13 protein-coding genes are annotated in these 18,442 nt (G+C 63.8%); 11 read left to right on the plus strand and 2 right to left on the minus strand.

Annotated elements, in window-relative coordinates; all coding sequences use genetic code 11:
• The first annotated feature begins 241 nt into the window (after nucleotides 1-241).
• From JQK88_RS23470 to phoB, 7 genes are all read left to right on the plus strand, one after another.
• Complete coding sequence (locus tag JQK88_RS23470; protein ID WP_376740447.1) at nucleotides 242-4,765, plus strand: PAS domain-containing protein; 4,524 nt, start codon at nucleotides 242-244, stop codon at nucleotides 4,763-4,765.
• A gap of 495 nt (nucleotides 4,766-5,260) precedes the next feature.
• On the plus strand, nucleotides 5,261-6,289 hold the full coding sequence (locus JQK88_RS23475; protein WP_203279575.1) for a substrate-binding domain-containing protein: 1,029 nt from the start codon (nucleotides 5,261-5,263) through the stop codon (nucleotides 6,287-6,289).
• 95 nt (nucleotides 6,290-6,384) lie between these two features.
• Nucleotides 6,385-7,845 (plus strand): phosphate ABC transporter permease subunit PstC, encoded by a 1,461-nt coding sequence (gene pstC / locus JQK88_RS23480; protein ID WP_203279576.1) that lies wholly within the window; start codon nucleotides 6,385-6,387, stop codon nucleotides 7,843-7,845.
• A complete protein-coding gene (pstA, locus tag JQK88_RS23485) occupies nucleotides 7,842-9,158 on the plus strand; it encodes a phosphate ABC transporter permease PstA (RefSeq protein ID WP_203279577.1) in 1,317 nt (438 codons plus the stop codon). Before pstC ends, pstA begins: the two co-directional genes overlap by 4 nt.
• 17 nt (nucleotides 9,159-9,175) lie before the next feature.
• On the plus strand, nucleotides 9,176-10,000 hold the full coding sequence (gene pstB, locus JQK88_RS23490) for a phosphate ABC transporter ATP-binding protein PstB (RefSeq protein WP_112559514.1): 825 nt from the start codon (nucleotides 9,176-9,178) through the stop codon (nucleotides 9,998-10,000).
• A gap of 41 nt (nucleotides 10,001-10,041) precedes the next feature.
• Nucleotides 10,042-10,746 (plus strand): phosphate signaling complex protein PhoU, encoded by a 705-nt coding sequence (phoU, locus tag JQK88_RS23495; RefSeq protein WP_192259346.1) that lies wholly within the window; start codon nucleotides 10,042-10,044, stop codon nucleotides 10,744-10,746.
• A 16-nt stretch (nucleotides 10,747-10,762) separates the two neighbouring features.
• Nucleotides 10,763-11,452, plus strand: coding sequence for a phosphate regulon transcriptional regulator PhoB (gene phoB, locus JQK88_RS23500; RefSeq protein ID WP_010911896.1), 690 nt, complete (start codon nucleotides 10,763-10,765; stop codon nucleotides 11,450-11,452).
• A 24-nt stretch (nucleotides 11,453-11,476) separates the two neighbouring features.
• On the opposite strand, the gene JQK88_RS23505 is transcribed toward phoB, so the two are convergent.
• Entirely contained in the window at nucleotides 11,477-12,712 is a 1,236-nt protein-coding gene (locus JQK88_RS23505) for an ROK family protein (RefSeq protein WP_203279578.1), read from the minus strand.
• A gap of 265 nt (nucleotides 12,713-12,977) precedes the next feature.
• On the opposite strand from JQK88_RS23505, the gene xylF reads away from it, so the two are divergent.
• From xylF to JQK88_RS23525, 4 genes are all read left to right on the plus strand, one after another.
• The gene (xylF, locus tag JQK88_RS23510; RefSeq protein ID WP_112559512.1) at nucleotides 12,978-14,018 is read left to right on the plus strand and encodes a D-xylose ABC transporter substrate-binding protein; all 1,041 of its coding nucleotides are present in this window, start codon (nucleotides 12,978-12,980) and stop codon (nucleotides 14,016-14,018) included.
• Between the two features lie 150 nt (nucleotides 14,019-14,168).
• Entirely contained in the window at nucleotides 14,169-15,500 is a 1,332-nt protein-coding gene (locus JQK88_RS23515) for a sugar ABC transporter permease (RefSeq protein ID WP_203279579.1), read from the plus strand.
• 13 nt (nucleotides 15,501-15,513) lie between these two features.
• Nucleotides 15,514-16,311 (plus strand): ATP-binding cassette domain-containing protein, encoded by a 798-nt coding sequence (locus JQK88_RS23520; protein WP_192259350.1) that lies wholly within the window; start codon nucleotides 15,514-15,516, stop codon nucleotides 16,309-16,311.
• A gap of 165 nt (nucleotides 16,312-16,476) precedes the next feature.
• Nucleotides 16,477-18,123: a CHASE domain-containing protein gene (locus JQK88_RS23525; RefSeq protein ID WP_192259351.1), complete on the plus strand. Its 1,647-nt coding sequence runs from the start codon at nucleotides 16,477-16,479 to the stop codon at nucleotides 18,121-18,123.
• A 39-nt stretch (nucleotides 18,124-18,162) separates the two neighbouring features.
• On the opposite strand, the gene JQK88_RS23530 is transcribed toward JQK88_RS23525, so the two are convergent.
• Nucleotides 18,163-18,405 carry a YMGG-like glycine zipper-containing protein gene (locus JQK88_RS23530; protein WP_112559509.1) on the minus strand — a complete coding sequence of 81 codons (243 nt, stop codon included), beginning with the start codon at nucleotides 18,403-18,405 and terminating at the stop codon, nucleotides 18,163-18,165.
• Between the last annotated feature and the right edge of the window lie 37 nt (nucleotides 18,406-18,442).

Consider the following 18,442-nt stretch of genomic DNA (forward strand, 5'->3'; position numbering starts at 1 on the left):
GGGGTGGAACGGAATGGCTGACGGGACTGTTGGAACACGCGGCGGACGCGGTTCCCGAGAGGGGGCTGTGAACGGCGAGGATACGTCCGTCGAGGGTTCACCCGAAGCGCCGCATGAGCCGGTCGAGGCCGGTTTGCATGGCGAGGACGATTCCGCCGGGGCTTCGCCCGAAGCGCTGCGCGAGCTGTTCGAGGCCGCTTTGCGTGGCGAGGACACTCCTGGCGAGGATTCGCCCGAAGCGCTGCGCCGGCTGGTCGAGATTGCTTTGTGTGGCGAGAACGCGTCCGCCGGGGCTTCACCCGACGCGCTGCGCGAACTGGTCGAGGCCGGTGCTGACTGGGTCTGGGAGACCGACGCGGAACTGCGCTTTTCCTGGCTTTCAGAAAATTACCAGGCCGCCACCGGTATCGATCCCGCCAGCATTCTCGGTCGCTTCCGCTTCGATTTCCTCAAGCAGATGGTGCACGGCAATCGACACGCCGCCGCGCATCTGGAGGATCTGCAGGCGCATCGGCCATTTCGCGACTTCGTTTATGAATTGAAGGGCGGCCGCCCCGGCTGCCGCTGGGTTTCGATCACCGGCTCGCCCCGTTTCGACAGCGAGGGCGAGTTTACCGGCTATCGCGGCATTGGCCGCAACGTCACGGCGCTGGCGGGTGCGCTGGACGACCTTCGGCAGCTGCCGCCAGCCGCAGACGAGAGCACGCAGCATCTTTCCGATCTCGAGCGGACGATGGATGCCATGCATATGGGCGTCGTGCTCCTCGACGCCAAGCTCGACACGCTCATTGTCAACAAGGCCTATCGCGACCTCTCAAGGATTCCCGACGGCGCCGTCACTGTCGGCGCGCCGTTCAGCCTCCTGATGGAGCTCAACCGCCGCAACGGCATCTATGGCGATCTCGACGAACAGCAGTGGCAGCATTACCTCGCCACCCGTATCGAGGAGATCCGCGCCGGCTCGGTTGCGCCGCGCGAGTTCACCCATGCCAATGGCCGCACCATGATGTTCTCGGTAACGGCGCTGTCCGGCGGCAAGCGGCTCCTGACTTATTACGACATCACCGAGCTGACGCTTCGCGACGCGGCGATCGAAAGCGCCAACGCCAGGACCGCCGAGACCTTCGCCAATCTGCGCACGATGGTCGACCAGATGCCGATCGGCGTCGTTGTCATCGACGCCGAACTGCGCGCCGAAGTGATCAATCGCGCCTTCTACGATTTCTGGCAGATCGATGCACGGCAGGCCGGCATCGGCTGCAGTTTCCGTGACCTGATGGAGGCCAGCCGCGCCGTCGATCCGTTTGGATTGGACGAGGCGGCCTGGCAGCGGCATGTCGCCGAGCGTGAAGCGGAGATCCGCGCCGGCATTGCCGGATCGCGGCAGCTGCCGCGCAATGACGGCCGCACCTTGATCTGCTCGACGGCGCCGCTCGCCGGCGGCAAAAGGCTGATCTCCTATGTCGACGTCACCGACATGAAGGACCGCGAGGCGGAGCTCGCCGAGGCGCTGGAAAAATCACGGCTGGCCGAGGCGGTGATCAACGCCGTCGAGGACCCGATTTTCGTCAAGGACGACAATCTGCGCTTCGTCTTCGTCAACGAGGCGTTCTCGGCCCTGTTCGGACAGACGCCGCAAGCGATGCTGGGCAGGCCTGGCGGTGACTTCATGCCGGGGAAGGATGCCGCGCTGTTCGAAGGCAGCGAACGCGCCGTGCTGGCGACCGGCACGCCTTATGAGATCGAGGAGAATTTCGAGGTCGAGGGCGCCAGGCGCTCGCGCATCGTGCGCAAGAACCGCGTCGGCATGCCAAGTGGCCGCAACTATGTCGCCGGTTTCCTGTTCGACATCTCCGACATGAAGCGCCGCGAGACGGAGGCCGAGGACGCCCGCAAGAACCTCGCCACGGTGCTGGAATCGCTCCCCGCGGCCGTCATCATCTACGACCGCGACGACAAGTTCGTCTTTGCCAACCGCAAGCTGCAGGACACCCTGCCGGCGCTGGTGCCGGCATGGCAGCCCGGCAGCAGCTTCCGCGACGCGCTGGAACTGGGACACTCGGTCGGCTATTTCCGATCGAGCGGCGATCCCGAGATCGACAGACTCTATGACGGCGACCGCGAGGTCTGGCTCAGTGCCATCCTCGCCCGCTACCACTTGCCGAACACCTCCTACGAGCGCCTCAATCCGGACGGCCGCTGGTACCAGGTCTACGATATGCGGACCGAGGACGGCACCTTCATCGGCGTGCGCGTCGATATTTCCGACATCAAAAGCCGCGAAAAGGCGCTGCAGGATTCGATGCGCCAGATCGACCTGTTCCGCCACGTCATGGACGAATTGCCGGTCGCCGCCTTCATCAAGGCGCAGGACCTCAGCATCGAATTCGTCAACAAGGCCTGGTGCGCCATGACCGGCATCGCCAAGGAAGATGTCATCGGCCGCACCGACCGCCAGCTGTTCGGCGCCGACGATGCCGAAAGCTACAGCCATGACGACACCGAAGTGGTCGCCACCGGGGCAGTGCGCGAGGTCGAGGAGCCCGTCACCCATCGCGACGGCACGGTGCGGCAATTGATGACGCGCAAGAGCCGCCTGGTGGCGCTCGACGGCTCGGTGCATCTGGTCGGATCCAGCACCGACATTACCGATGTCAAGGCGCGTGAGCAGGCGCTGGAAGAAAGCATGCGCGAGAACGAGGTGTTCCGCAATCTCATCGACAACGTGCCGGTGTCGATCTACGCCAAGCGCTCGGACCTGCGCCAATTCTACGTCAACAAGGGCTGGTGCGACCTGACCGGTCTCAGCAAGGAGGAGGCGATCGGCAAGACCGATGTCGAGATCTTCGGTGAGGACGGCGAAGCCTTCGTCGCCGGCGATATGGCCGTTCTGCGCACCGGCGAGACGCAGGAGATCGAGGAGACGGTGACGCTTGCCGACGGCAATGTGCGCCACCAGTTCGCGCGCAAGGGCGCGATGATCGCCTCCGACGGTTCGCTCTATCTCATCGGATCGACCACCGACATCACCGAGTTGAAGATGCGCGAGGCCGAGCTGCGTGAGGCACGCCAGCGCGCGGTGCTCGCCGACCGCGCCAAGTCGGAATTTTTGGCCAATATGAGCCACGAGATCCGCACGCCGATGAACGGCGTGCTCGGCATGGCCGAGTTGCTCGCCAAATCCGACCTCGACCCCAAGCAGAAGACGTTCACCGACATCATCGTCAAGTCGGGCAACGCCCTTTTGACCATCATCAACGACATCCTCGATTTCTCCAAGATCGATGCCGGCCAGCTCGTGCTCGACCCGGCGCCGTTCAACCTGCCCGAGGCGATCGAGGATGTGGCGACATTGGTGTCGACACGCGCCAAGGAGAAGGATCTCGAACTGATCGTGCGTGTCGAGCCGGGCCTGGAAAGCCTGTTCATCGGCGATGTCGGCCGCATAAGGCAGATCGTCACCAATCTGCTCGGCAATGCGGTGAAGTTCACCGACGAAGGCCATGTGCTGGTCGATGTCACCGGCGAGAGGGTTGTGGCCGGAACCAGGCTCACCATCTCGGTCACCGACACCGGCATCGGCATTCCGGAGGACAAGCTGAAGGCCGTCTTCGAAAAGTTCAATCAGGTCGATACCTCGTCGACCAGGCGCCACGAAGGCACCGGGCTCGGCCTTGCCATTACCTCGCGGCTGGTCGAGTTGATGGACGGCGAGATCGGCGTCGAGAGCGCCGAGGGCAAGGGCTCGACCTTCTGGTTCACCGTCACGCTGCCCAGGGCCGGCCAGCAGACGGTGCAGCGCATCATGCCCGTCGACGTCACTGGCGCGCGGGTGCTGATCGTCGACGATAACGCCGTCAACCGCTCGATCCTGACCGAGCAGATGGTATCGTGGACGTTCGATTCCTGCGCCGCCGAAAGCGGTGCCGAAGGGCTGAAGGTGCTGGTCGCCGCGGCTGCCTATGGCGTGCCTGTCGACTGCGTCGTCCTCGACTACCAGATGCCGGGGATGAGCGGTGCCGAAATGGCGCGCATCGTGCGCAACACCGCAGGGCTGGCCGACACACCGATCATCATGCTGACCTCGGTCGACCAGTCGCTCGCCAACACCAGCTACCGCGACCTCGGCATCGACGCGCAGCTGATCAAGCCGGCGCGCTCCTCGGTGTTGCTGGAGACGCTGGTCGCGACCATCCAGCGCCATCGCCACGGCACGACAGATCAGGCGCCGGAAGCCGCAAGCGGCGGTTCCGGCGAAGCGATGGTACAGCGGGTGTCGGCGCCGCCGGCACGCGCCGCGTCCGAGCGGGCGCAGTTGCATCCGCCGCCAGTGCGCGCCCGCGCCCGGGCCGGCGGCAACGAACGCGGGCTCGACATCCTCGTTGCCGAGGACAATGAGGTGAACCAGATGGTGTTCACGCAGATCCTTGGTGAAACCGGCTACAGTTTCGAGATCGTTGGCAACGGCCGCAAGGCGCTCGACGCTTTCGGCCGGCTCAATCCGCGCATGATCCTGATGGATGTCTCGATGCCGGAGATGAACGGGCTCGAAGCCACGGCCGCGATTCGCCGGCTGGAGCAAGAGAGCGGCACGCATATCCCGATCGTCGGCGTCACCGCGCATGCCTTGAAGGGCGATCGCGAGCGCTGCCTGGAAGCCGGCATGGACGACTATCTGCCCAAGCCGATCAGTCCCAAAGCCCTGCTCGAAAAGGTCGAGCGCTGGGCCGGCGTCGCGAGCGAAGCCCAGCGAGACGCCGGCTAGCTGATATCAGCGCCGGGATTCGGCGGTGCCGCGACGTCCTGGGATATGGTGCGATCGCACCATATCAAAGCTTGCGCCCAGTCGGGAAAATGGCGGCAACTCAACCGCTCATTCAGTTACGGGCGGGAGCAAGCGACCGCCGACAAAGAAACAGCGTCGAAATCTACCCCAACGGACCTGTTTTTGGCGATGGCTCGGCCAAGATACGCTCTGGCCACGGGCAACGCGCTCCCGTCCGGTTTTTCTTTCTCGGCATCGCGGCCTGCGATCCGCCGGGACAAATGCCGGCGCAAAATCCCGCAAGCTTATGATTCCAACGGCAAACTGCGGCTCTCGCGGAGAGGCCGGACGGTTGCGGTTTTCTGTGCGTCCATCCGACGTTACCGGGCTGACACGAAACTGTCATGCGACTGTAATAATCGAAGGCTATTGGCCTCAGCGGGCGCCGGCTGAAGAGGGCGCCGAGAGACCATCTTCCGAACAGGAGCAGGCCACATGAAGAAATTCCTCGTTACGGCATCGGCCGTGGCGGTAGCGTTCGCCGCATCGTCGGGTGTCGCCGCCGCGCGCGACCAGATCCAGGTCGCCGGTTCGTCGACCGTGCTACCCTATGCCAAGATCGTTGCCGAGCAGTTCGGCGAAACCTTCACCAACTTCAAGACCCCGGTGGTCGAGTCCGGCGGCAGCGGCGCCGGCATCAAGGAATTCTGCAAGGGCGTCGGCGAAGACACCATCGACATCGCCAACTCCTCGCGTCCGATCAAGAAGGATGAACTGAAGTCCTGCGCCGACGCCGGCGTGAAGGAAGTCCAGGAAGTCCGCATCGGCTATGACGGCATCGTCTTCGCCACCGACATCAAAGGCCCGGATTGGGCGCTGGTTCCCGCCGACGTCTACAAGGCGCTCGCCGCCAAGCTGGTCGTTGACGGCAAGCTGGTCGACAATCCGAACACCAAGTGGAACCAGGTCAACCCGAAGCTGCCCGACTGGGATATCGCCGCCTACATCCCCGGTGAAAAGCACGGCACCCGCGAAGTGTTCGAGACCAAGCTTCTCGACGCCGGCTGCGACAAGGCCGCCCTGAAGGCCGCCGGCATTGCCGACGACAAGGAAATCGGCAAGACCTGCATCGCCATCCGCAAGGACGGCAAGGCTGTCGACATCGACGGCGACTACACCGAGACGCTCGCCCGCATCGACTCCAACAAGACCGGCGTCGGCGTGTTCGGCCTCGCCTTCTACGAGAACAATGCCGACAAGCTGAAGGTCGCCACCGTGGAAGGCATCGTGCCTTCGACCGAGACGATCGCGACCGGCAAGTATCCGGTTTCGCGCCCGCTGTTCTTCTACGTCAAGAAGGCGCATCTCGGCGTCGTTCCCGGTCTCAAGGAATATGTCGAGTTCTTCCTTGACGACCAGATGATCGGCCCGGAAAGCCCGCTCGCCCAGTACGGCCTGGTTTCGGCTCCGGATGCCGAACGTCAAGCGCAGCGCGACGCGTTCGCTGCCGGGAAGAGCATGTAATCAACGACTGGATCAGGGCGCGGACCAAATCCGCGCCCTGATCTCGCTGCATGCCGCAACGGCGGCGGCGACCTGAATTTTCCCTGGGGTGGGTGATGTCGTCCTTGCTCGTGCTCGCCATAGTCATTGCCATCGGCGTGGTCGCCTTCGTGATCGGCCGCCAGCGCGCCACGGCGCACGAAACCGGCAAGGTAAAGCCGCATTCGCGCGCCCACTATCACGGTTGGTGGGCCTTTCTGCTCGCAGTCCTGCCTGCCGTCCTGCTGCTCGCCGTCTGGGACATCGGATCGTCCGTCTATCTTGACCGGCACATCCACGCCGCCCTGCCTGAGCGCACTGTCGACTCCAAGGTCGCCAGCGAAGCGCTCGACGCCAGCTTGGTGAAGAGCCTCGCCAAGGGCCTGCGCCGGCTAGATGCCGGAACGCCGCTTCCCGCCACGTTCGCTGAATTGCAGCCGCTGCTCATCGCCAAGGGCGTGGCGCTGGCCAGCGACACACAGGATTACATGATCCCGATCGCCGTCGAGGCGAACACAGTCCAGGACAGGCTCGGCCTGTTTGGCGCGGTGCTCACGCTTGCGCTGTCGATCGCCGGCGCCTTCTATGCGCTGCGGCAGATCGCGCCGCGCGCCAGGGCGCGCAACAATGTCGAGAGGCTGATGCTGTGGGGGCTGCTTGCGGCGTCGACCATCGCCATCCTGACCACGGTCGGCATCGTGCTGTCGATGCTGTTCCAGACCATCACCTTCTTCGAAAGCGTTTCGCCGATGAGCTTCTTCTTCGGCACCGTGTGGGATCCGCGTTTCGCCGCTGCCGGCTCCGGCGGCAGCCAGGGCCAGTTCGGCCTGATCCCGCTTCTCGCCGGTACGCTTTATATCGCCGCCGTCGCTCTGCTGGTGGCGGTGCCGGTCGGCTTGATGTCGGCGGTCTACATGGCCGAATATGCTTCGCCCAAGGTTCGCGCGGTGGTCAAGCCGGCGCTGGAACTGCTGGCCGGCATCCCGACCATCGTCTACGGCATCTTCGCCGTGGTCACGCTCGGGCCGTTCCTGCGCGACCTGTCGGCGGCACTCACCGGTGGTTCGCCCTTCATCCAGGGCCAGAGCATCTTCACCGCCGGCCTGGTGATGGGCGTCATGCTGATCCCGGTCGTGTCCTCGCTGTCCGACGACATCATCACCGCGGTGCCGCGCGCCATGCGTGACGGCTCGCTCGGCCTGGGTGCGACGCGCTCCGAGACGATCAAGCGGGTGATCCTGCCGGCCGCACTTCCCGGCATCGTCGGCGCCATCCTGCTGACCGCGTCGCGTGCTATCGGCGAGACGATGATCGTCGTGCTGGCAGCCGGCGTCGCCGCCAATCTCACCGCTAATCCGTTCGAGGCGATGACGACCATCACCGTCAAGATCGTCAACCAGCTGACCGGCGACCTCGAGTTCAACTCACCGCAGACGCTGGTCGCCTTCGCGCTCGGCCTGACGCTGTTCGTGCTGACGCTGGTGATGAACATTGTCGCCCTCTACATCGTGCGCAAGTACCGGGAGCAGTACGAATGACCGACATTCCCCTGGACACGATGGCGGGCGCCGTTGCGCGTCCGCGCCGCGACATAGGGCTGAAGGCGCGCTACGCCGCCGAACGCCGTTTCCGCATCTACGGTGTGATTGCGATCTCGGTCGGCCTGGCGTTCCTGGCCATCATGCTGATCACCATCGTGTCGAAAGGCTACACCGCCTTCTGGCAGACGACGGTGACGCTGCCGATCAGCTTCGACGAGAAGGTCATCGATCCCTCCGGCAAGCGCGCCACCGATCCGAGCGTGCTGATCAAGGCGAACTATCCCAAGCTCGCCGACACCGCGCTGATGGCCAAGCTTGGCATCGACCCAAGCAACAAGCCGATGGTCATGAAGCTCAAGGGCTTCCTGTCGGAAGGCGCCCGCGTCCAGCTGCGCGACATCGTCGCCGCCGATCCGTCGGTGATCGGCACGACGCGCGACGTCAATATCCTGGCCGCGGCCAATCTCGACTCCGCCTTCAAGGGCCAGATCGACCTCAGCGTCGATGAAGCGCGCCGCAAGGTGTCCAACCAGCAGATCGACTGGATGAACAAACTCAAGGCCGACGGCGTGATGGCCGAGCATTTCAACACCGGTCTGTTCACCTACGGCGCCTCCAGCCGGCCCGAGACGTCAGGCATGGGCGTGGCCATCATCGGCTCGTTCTACATGATGGTGATCGTGCTGCTTTTGGCGCTGCCGATCGGCGTCGCGGCCTCGATCTATCTCGAGGAATTCGCCAAGAAGAATCGCTTCACCGACCTGATCGAGGTCAACATCAACAATCTTGCGGCGGTGCCGTCGATCGTCTTCGGTCTGCTTGGCCTTGCCGTGTTCATCAACTTCCTCGGCATGCCGCGCTCGGCCGCCTTTGTCGGCGGCCTGGTGCTGACATTGATGACGCTGCCGACCATCATCATTGCGACGCGCGCGGCCCTTGCCGCGGTGCCGCCGTCGATCCGCTCGGCAGCGCTTGGGCTTGGCGCCTCGAAGATGCAGATGGTGTTCCAGCACATCCTGCCGCTGGCCGCTCCCGGCATCCTGACCGGCACGATTATCGGCCTGGCGCGTGCGCTGGGTGAGACAGCACCGCTGCTTCTGATCGGCATGGTCGCCTTCGTCGCCGACTATCCGAAGACGCCTTTCGATCCGGCGACCGCCCTGCCGGTGCAGATCTACATGTGGGCAAACGAGGCCGAACGCGCTTTTGTCGAGCGCATGTCCGGCGCCATCATCATCCTGCTCGTCTTCCTCATGGCCATGAACATCACCGCGATCGTGCTTCGGCGCCGGTTCGAGCGGCGCTGGTAGAAAAAAGGCAATTTGGTATGAACATCATGACCGAACAGTCCCTTGAAAACGCAGTGGGCGACAAAATGAACGCCAAGTCGAACGAAGTCATCAAGATGCGCGGCGACAAGGTCGGCGTGTTCTACGGCGAGAAGCAGGCGCTGTTCGACGTCAATCTCGACGTTCGCCAGAACCAGGTGACGGCGCTGATCGGCCCGTCCGGCTGCGGCAAGTCGACCTTCCTGCGCTGCCTCAACCGCATGAACGACACCATCGATTCGGCGCGGGTGACCGGCAAGATCACGCTCGACGAGGACGACATCTATGACAAGAACATCGACGTCGTCGAACTCAGGGCTCGCGTCGGCATGGTGTTCCAGAAGCCCAATCCGTTCCCGAAGTCGATCTACGAGAACGTAGCCTACGGCCCGCGCATCCATGGCCTGGCCAAGCGCAAGTCCGACATGGACCAGATCGTCGAGTCGAGCTTGAAGAAGGCCGCGATCTGGAACGAGGTCAAGGATCGCCTGCAGGAGCCCGGCACCGGCCTGTCCGGCGGCCAGCAGCAGCGCCTGTGCATCGCGCGCGCCATTGCGGTGTCGCCGGAAGTAATCCTGATGGACGAACCATGCTCGGCGCTCGACCCGATCGCCACCGCACGCGTCGAGGAGCTGATCGACGAGCTGCGCCAGAATTACACGATCGTCATCGTCACCCACTCGATGCAGCAGGCGGCGCGCGTCTCGCAGCGCACGGCGATGTTCCACCTCGGCTACCTGGTCGAGGAGGGCGCCACCGACAAGATGTTCACCAATCCCGACGACAAGCGCACCCAGGACTACATTACCGGCCGCTTCGGCTGAGCCGTCCAGCGGTTGAATTTTCAGGCACGAGGACCACGATCATGGGTGAACATACCGTCGCCTCCTTCGATGAAGAGTTGGGCCAGATCAGCAAGCTGATCCGCGACATGGGCGATCTGGCCGGGTCGATGGTCAGCGGCTCGACAAAAGCGCTGCTCAATTCCGACAATGCGCTGGCGCAACGTGTCGTGTCCGACGACGCCATCATGGACGCGCGCCAGCGGGAACTCGACGATCGCGCCATCACGCTCATCGCCAAGCGCCAGCCGATGGCCAACGATCTGCGTGCCGTGGTCGGCTCGATCCGCATGGCCGGCGACCTCGAGCGCATCGGCGATCTCGCCAAGAACATCGCCAAGCGCGTTGGCACCGTCGGCCTCAGCGTCACGCCGCGCGACCTCTCGCATTCCATCGATGCGATGGCGCAGCTGGTGCTGATCCAGGTGCAAGGGGTGGTCGAGGAATATGCCGCCGCGGATGCCGCAGCCCTGGCAAAGCTCAGGAATGAGGACGAACGTATCGACGTCAAATACACGTCGGTGTTTCGTGAACTCTTGACCTACATGATGGAAGACCCGCGCAACATCACCGCCTGCACGCATCTCCTGTTCTGCGCCAAGAATCTGGAGCGCATCGGTGATCATGTCACCAACATCGCTGAAAATGCGTATTATGTGCTGACCGGCCAGCAATTGCCCGCCAATCGCCCGAAGCAGGACGAGACGGCGATGGCCACTTCGGCCTGACAAGGGTGAACTGCTGATGATCGCGCCACGCATCATGGTCGTGGAGGACGAGGAGCCGCTGGGCGTTCTTCTCCGCTACAACCTCGAATCCGAAGGCTACCAGGTCGAGGTGGTGACGCGCGGCGACGAGGCCGAAATCCGGTTGCAGGAAAATGTGCCCGACCTTCTGGTGCTCGACTGGATGGTGCCCGCGGTGTCCGGCATCGAGCTCTGCCGCCGGCTGCGCATGCGGCCCGAGACCGAACGGCTGCCAATCATCATGCTGACCGCGCGTGGCGAGGAGAGCGACCGCGTGCGTGGCCTGTCGACCGGCGCCGACGACTATCTGGTCAAGCCGTTCTCGACACCGGAATTCATGGCGCGCGTGAAGGCACTGCTGCGCCGCGCCAAGCCGGAAGTTCTGTCCAGCGTGCTCAAGGTCGGCGACATCGTGCTCGATCGTGAATCGCACCGCGTCTACCGCAAGAAGAGCGAGATCCGGCTCGGGCCGACCGAGTTCCGCCTGCTCGAATTCATGATGCGCCATCCCGGCCGGGTGTTCTCGCGCAGCCAACTGCTCGACAATGTCTGGGGCGAGACGATCTATATCGACGAGCGCACGGTTGACGTGCATGTCGGTCGACTGCGCAAGGCGGTCAACAATGGCCGCATGCCCGACGTCATCCGCACCATCCGCGGCGCCGGCTACGCTATCCGGGAAGATTAGGCGCGCCGCGCTGTTGCCGGCCTCTCAGGCGACATGCTTGCCCGCTTTCGCCTGAATCCCCGGTGCGAAAATCTCCTGGTCGACGAAGCTGAGCGCGCGCATGGCGCAGCCTTCGCGGATCAGCGGCAGTTCGTTGGGCTCGGTGTCGAAGGAGATCGATTTCGAGTGCTGGCCGCCGGCAGTCTGGGCGATCGCTTCGCGCAATGCCGGTTCGATCAGATCGAACGCGGCGGCGCTGACTCCGACCATGGCGACAGGTGCTGGATCGATCAGCGCGAACAGGCTGCCGAGGCCGAAGCCAAGCGCCTCGCCGGCCTTGCGGTAGGCTTCGCGCTCGGGGCCATCGGTCTCGCGGGCACGTGCGGCGAGCGCCCGCATGTCGGCGTCGCCGACATCGACCGGTTCGGCATCCTCGCTCATCATTTTGGCGCTGCGCCAGATGGCGTAGTTGCCGGCATAGGCCTCGACGCAGCCGCGCCGCCCGCAACGGCACAGCGCGCCGCCGGGCCGGTGGATCATGTGGCCGAACTCGCCGCCCGAGGAATGGGTGCCGGTGAACAATTCGCCCTTCAGCACCAGCCCCATGCCGATGCCGTGCGAGAGCAGGATAGCGATGAAATTGTCGCGGTAGCGCTCAGGCTGGCGCCATTGCAGCGCCACTGCCATCATGTTGCAATCGTTTTCCATGGTGGCCGGAATGCCGAACTCCGCTTCCAGTATGTCGGCGAAGGCAATGTCGGTCAGCGGCGTGATCGGCGACCACAGCATGGCGCGCGCCTGCGAATCGGTGATGCCCTGGATGCCCATGGCAATGCGGGCGATGCTCTGAACATCGAGGTCGGGATCCTCGAGCCGCCGCCGCACGATTGCCGTGCATTCGCCGATCAGCTCGTCGCGCGGCATGGTCAGCGTATCCAGCCGGCGCTGCTCCTCGGCGACCACCTGGCCGGCATAGTCGATGACGGTGACGGAAAGGAAATTCAGCGACAGCACCACAGTCATCACCGCGGCGGCTTCCGGGTTGAGCGCAAGGCCGACCTGGGGCCGGCCGCGTTTCAGCGCGCCGGTCTCGCCTGGCTTGCTCTCGGCCAGGATGCCTTCTTGAATCAGATCAGACGAGATCGCCGATATGGTCGAATGGCTGAGGCCGGTGGTCGCCGCAATCTCGGTCCGCGACGGTTGGCCTGCCCGGCGCACGGCCGAAATCACCATCGCACGGTTGCGACGGCGCAGATCGTCGTGGCGGATTCCAACCGACATTTTTTCCTCCCGGTCCTCCTCGCGCCTCATGATAGTGGAGGCATTTGGTGGTACCAGCCAAATATTGGCAGAAGCAGGCCGCGCTGTCATTGTTTATTGCGAGTCTCGAAAAAATTCACAGAGGCCATCAGATTCCATCAGAATCGATGTTGACAGCGCCTCGCCGTTGGACCAGTATTTTTTCGAGGCTCGAAAAAATAGAGCCTCTGTGTGCCGGCCTTCGGGCCAGTTTTGTCGCGCCGCGCGCGGCGCAGGGAGGATTATCATGAACAGATTTGCAGCCGCCATGCTGGCGGGTGTCGCCATGTCGCTGACGCTGGTGTCGGTCGCGCAGGCGAAGGACAAGGTCATCGGCGTGTCGTGGTCGAACTTCCAGGAAGAGCGCTGGAAGACCGACGAAGCGGCGATGAAGGCGGCGATCGAGGCGGCCGGCGACAAGTACATTTCCGCCGACGCGCAGTCCAATCCCGGCAAGCAGCTGACCGACGTCGAAAGCTTGATCTCGCAGGGCGCCAATTCGCTCATCATCCTGGCGCAGGACGCCTCGGCCATCGGCCCGGCGGTGCAGAAGGCGCTGGACGAAGGCATTCCGGTCGTCGGCTATGACCGCCTGATCGAGAACAAGGACGTCTTCTACCTGACCTTCGACAACAAGGAAGTCGGTCGCATGCAGGCCCGCGAAGTGTTCAAGGCCAAGCCCGAAGGCAACTATGTCTTCATCAAGGGCTCGGGTGCCGACCCGAATGCCGATTTCCTGTTCGCCGGTTCGATGGAAGTGCTGAAGGAAGCCATCGACTCGGGCAAGATCAAGAATGTCGGCGAGGCTTACACGGATGGCTGGCTGCCCGCCAACGCCCAGAAGAACATGGAACAGTTCCTGACCGCCAACGACAACAAGGTCGATGCGGTCGTTGCGGCCAATGACGGCACTGCCGGCGGCGTCGTCGCGGCGCTGACGGCGCAGGGCCTGGCCGGAACCGTTCCGGTCTCGGGCCAGGACGGCGACCATGCCGCGCTGAACCGTATCGCGCTCGGTACACAGACCGTGTCGGTGTGGAAGGACGCGCGCGAGCTCGGCAAGAACGCCGCCGAGATCGCTTCGCAGCTGGCCGACGGCAAGAAGACGGGCGACATTGCCGGCGCCAAGGACTTCACCACGCCCGGCGGCAACACCGTCAAGTCGCTGTTCCTGACCCCGGTTGCCATCACCAAGGACAACCTCAACGTCGTCATCGACGCCGGCTGGATCAAGAAGGACGAAGTCTGCGCCGGCGTCACTGCCGGCAGCGTTGCAGCCTGCAACTAAAACCGGACCGCTATCGGTTCGAAATCTCGGCGCCGCGGCCCAAAAGCCGCGGCGTTTCTCCAAGGGCTTTCCGCTTCAAATGACCACGGAAAGCAAATAGCATCCATGTTCCGGCATCCGCGCCAGACGGCAAACCGGTGGGAGGATAGCATGACCGACACGACCTCTAATCAGCCGGTCGCCAGCACTGCTGCGGACCGGGCGCGCGCATCCGAGCTCAGCGCCGTCGGGCGGTTCCTCAAGGCTACCGAACTCGACACGCGCATGCTCGGCATGGTCGGCGCCCTGCTGGTCATCTGGGTCGGCATACACATCCTGTCGGGCGGGCTTTTCCTGACGCCGCGCAATCTGTGGAACCTGTCGGTGCAGACCTCCTCGGTCGCGATCATGGCGACCGGCATGGTGCTGGTCATCGTCATGCGCAACATCGACCTTTCGGTTGGCTCCGTCGAAGGCGTGATCGGTATGATCATGGGCGTGGCGCAGGCTGAATTCCTCATTCGCGTCATCGGCTTCCAGCTCGGAAATCCCTGGCTCTGGATCATCGCGCTGGCCGCCGGCGTGGTGCTTGGTCTGCTGATCGGCGCGTTCCAGGGCTTCATCATCGCCTATATGGAGGTTCCGGCTTTCATCGTGACGCTGGGCGGCCTACTGGTGTGGCGCGGTATGGCATGGCTGATCACCAGCGGGCGCACGGTCGCGCCGCTCGACGCCACGTTCCAGCTGATGGGTGGCGGACCACGCGGCTCGATCGGCGCTACCGCCAGCTGGATCGTCGGCATCGTCGCCTGTGCGGCGGTTGCCTTCGCGCTGCTCAACGGCCGCTCGCAGCGCAAGCGGTTCAGCTTTCCCCTGCGCCCCGTGTGGGCTGAGGCCTTGCTTGGCGTGGTCGCTTGCGCGGCCATCCTCGGCGCCGTCTGGATCGCCAATTCCTATCCATGGCCGATCGGCATCGTGCGCCAGTATGCGCTGCAGAACGGCATCACCCTTCCCGAAGGTGGGCTGTTTATCGCGCATGGCATCGCCATACCGGTGCTGATGGCGGTGGCCACGGGCATCATCATGACCTTCATCACCAAGCGCACGCGTTTCGGCCGCTATGTCTTCGCCATCGGTGGCAATCCGGAAGCAGCAGAACTTGCCGGCATCAACACGCGCTGGGTGACCATGAAGGTGTTCATGATCATGGGCGTGCTGGCGGCGATCAGCGCGGCGATCTCGTCGGCCCGCCTCAACGCGTCGACCAACGCACTGGGCACGCTGGACGAGCTGCTGGTCATCGCCGCTGCCGTCATCGGTGGCACGTCGCTGGCCGGCGGCGCTGGAACGGTGATGGGCGCCATGCTCGGCGCGCTTCTGATGCAGTCGCTGCAATCCGGCATGGTGCTGCTCGGCATCGACTCGCCGCTGCAGAGCATCGTCGTTGGCGCCGTGCTGGTCATTGCAGTGTGGCTCGACACCGTCTACCGCAAGCGGGTCTAGGGGAGGAACGATCATGGAAAAAACTGCTCCCACGGGCACAGCGCTGATCGACATGCGCAACATCTCGATCGCCTTCGGCGGCATCCGCGCCGTCGACGATGCGTCCATCGATCTTTTCCCGGGCGAGGTCGTGGCGCTGCTCGGCCATAACGGCGCCGGCAAGTCGACCCTGATCAAGATCCTGTCGGGCGCCTACAAGCGCGATGCGGGCCAGATCTTCGTCAACGGCCAGGAGGCGGCGATCTCCAACCCGCGCGACGCCAAGAAATACGGCATCGAGACGATCTACCAGACGCTGGCGCTGGCCGACAATGTCGACGCCGCCGCCAACCTCTTCCTCGGCCGTGAGCTGATGACCGGCTGGGGCACGCTTGACGATGTCGCCATGGAAGCCGAGGCGCGCAAGGTCATGGGCCGGCTCAATCCGCGTTTCCAGCGCTTCAAGGAGCCGGTGATCAAGCTGTCGGGCGGCCAGCGCCAGTCGGTGGCGATCGCGCGCGCCATCCTGTTCAACGCCCGCATCCTGATCATGGACGAACCGACGGCCGCCCTTGGTCCGCAGGAAACGGCGCAGGTCGGTGAACTGGTCAAGCAGCTCAAGGCCGACGGCATCGGCATCTTCCTGATCAGCCACGACATCCACGATGTGTTCGAACTCGCCGACCGCGTCTGCGTGATGAAGAACGGCCAGGTCGTCGGCACCGCGCGCACCACCGATGTCACCCAGGACGAGGTGCTTGGCATGATCATCCTCGGCAAATGCCCACCCGGCGCCATTCCCGGACCGGGCGCGCTGAAGATCGCCGCCTGAGACGAGCGCCATCATCGGCTGACGGTCATCTTCTCCGATGCGCGATCGATAAGCCGGCTAATATCTGGAACGTAATGTGCCAGCTGTCACGATGGTTTGGCCTCGCCATTGTGTTGGCGCGGTGACATGCCATAAAGGTCCCAGATACATGGACCGCAGCATCCTTTGAAGAAGTTTTTCCCGATCGTCGCCTTCATTGCCGTCGCGCTGATCAGCATGACGATGGCAGGCTTCGCCTACTTCGCCACCCAGGAGGCGGCACGGATCAAATTCGAGGCGACGGCCGACGATGCGCTCAACCGTATCGAAAGCCGCATCGACCTGCATCTGTCGCTGCTGCGCTCGACGCAGGCGCTGTTCGACGCCCGCAATGGCGAGATTTCGCGTAGCGAATTCAAGGCCTTCTTCAGCGCGCTCGACGTCGACAGCAATTTCGCCGGCCTGCGCGGCATCGGTTATCTCAGGCTGGCCAAAACCGGCGACGAAGCGGCGGTCGAGCGCGACATGTTGCGCGACCGTGGCGTGCCGCACGCTGTCTATCCGGACACGGCACAGTCCTGGCGCACGCCCGTCGTGCTGTTCGAGCCGCTCGATCCTGCCAACGAGTCGACCATCGGCTACGACATGTTCACCGAACCGGCGCGGCGCGAAGCGATCGAAAAGGCGATGGCCGATGACGCACAGCATGCAAGCGGCCTGGTTCAACTCGGCCAAGGCGCGGGCGCGGCACAGACCTTTACCGGCTTCCTGGTCTTCGTCAGGCTCAATGTCGAAACCGCGCCGGATGGAATTAACGCCTCCAGGTCGTCGACATCGGGCTTTCTCTACGCCGCTTTCCGCGCCCGCGACCTGTTCCAGACCGCGCTCAGCCGCACGCCGCTGCTGCCGGTCAACACCGAAGTCTATGACGGCAAGGTCGATGCCGACAATCTTCTGTTCCAGTCGGAAACGCCGCCGGTTGCGAGCTTCGGCGACAGGCTGTTGGTGACGCGCAAGATCGTCGTCGCCGGCCGGCCGTGGACGGTGCTGTTTCGGCCGACAAGCGCTTTCTCGCAGCCGTCTTCGCGCGCCATTCCGGTGATGCTCGGCTTGTTCGGGTTGCTCCTGGCGGGCGCGATCGCGCTGGTGGCGCGCTATCAGGAGCGTGCCTATGACGCCAAGTCGCTGTTGCATGAGACGACGGAAAAGAGCCTGCTCGAAAAGGATCTGATGCTGCAGGAGATGAAGCATCGGATCAAGAATTCGATCACGCGGGTGCTGGCGATCGCGCGTCAGACGGCAGCGCACGCCACCGACGTAAAGGAGTTCTCCTCTTCCTTCTCGGCTCGCCTGCAGGCAATGGCGGCTTCCCAGGACATGCTGACGCGATCGCGCTGGCAGAAGGCCGACCTTGGCGACCTCTTGCGCATCGAGCTTGGCCAAGTGTTCGGCAAGGAACTTCCGGAAGGAATATTGTCAGGCCCTCAGGTGCTGCTCGACGAGACGACGACGCAGGCGCTTGGCCTGACCTTTCACGAACTGGCGACCAATGCGCTGAAATATGGCGAAGCTGGCAATTCGGTCGGCGCGCTTAAAGTGGACTGGTCGTTTGAGGGACGCGGATCCGACAGGATGCTGGTTCTGAACTGGCGCGAGGCCGGGCAGAAGCAACTCGAAGCGCCGGCCAAGATCGGCTTTGGCACCAAGCTCATCGACCTCAATGTCACGCGCGAATTGGGCGGTACGATCGCCAGAGATTTTCGCGCCGACGGGCTCACCGTGGAAATCAGGATTCCGCCGCCCGGTACAGGCAAACAAACGGAGACCGGCTGACCGGTCTCCGTCTTGTTCGTTTGACGCTTTTGAAGCGGATCAGCAGCGAGCGGTGTAAAGCCGGCCGCGATTGTCGCGATACTGGCAATAGCCATTGCGCAGGTTGCGCACCAGCAGACCGGAACCGGCACCAACGGCTGCGCCGATGAGCGCACCCTTGCCGCCGCCAACCAGGCCGCCGACGCCGGCGCCTACCAAGGTACCGACACCCACGTCCTGCTCGGTCGTGCTGCAGCCGCTGACGGCGACCACGGCAACCATGGCAATAATCAATTTCCGCATTGAGTCTCTCCTCACTTTCGTCCTCACTTTAGTAAGC

Source organism: Mesorhizobium caraganae (assembly GCF_016836705.1).
GTDB lineage: Bacteria > Pseudomonadota > Alphaproteobacteria > Rhizobiales > Rhizobiaceae > Mesorhizobium > Mesorhizobium caraganae.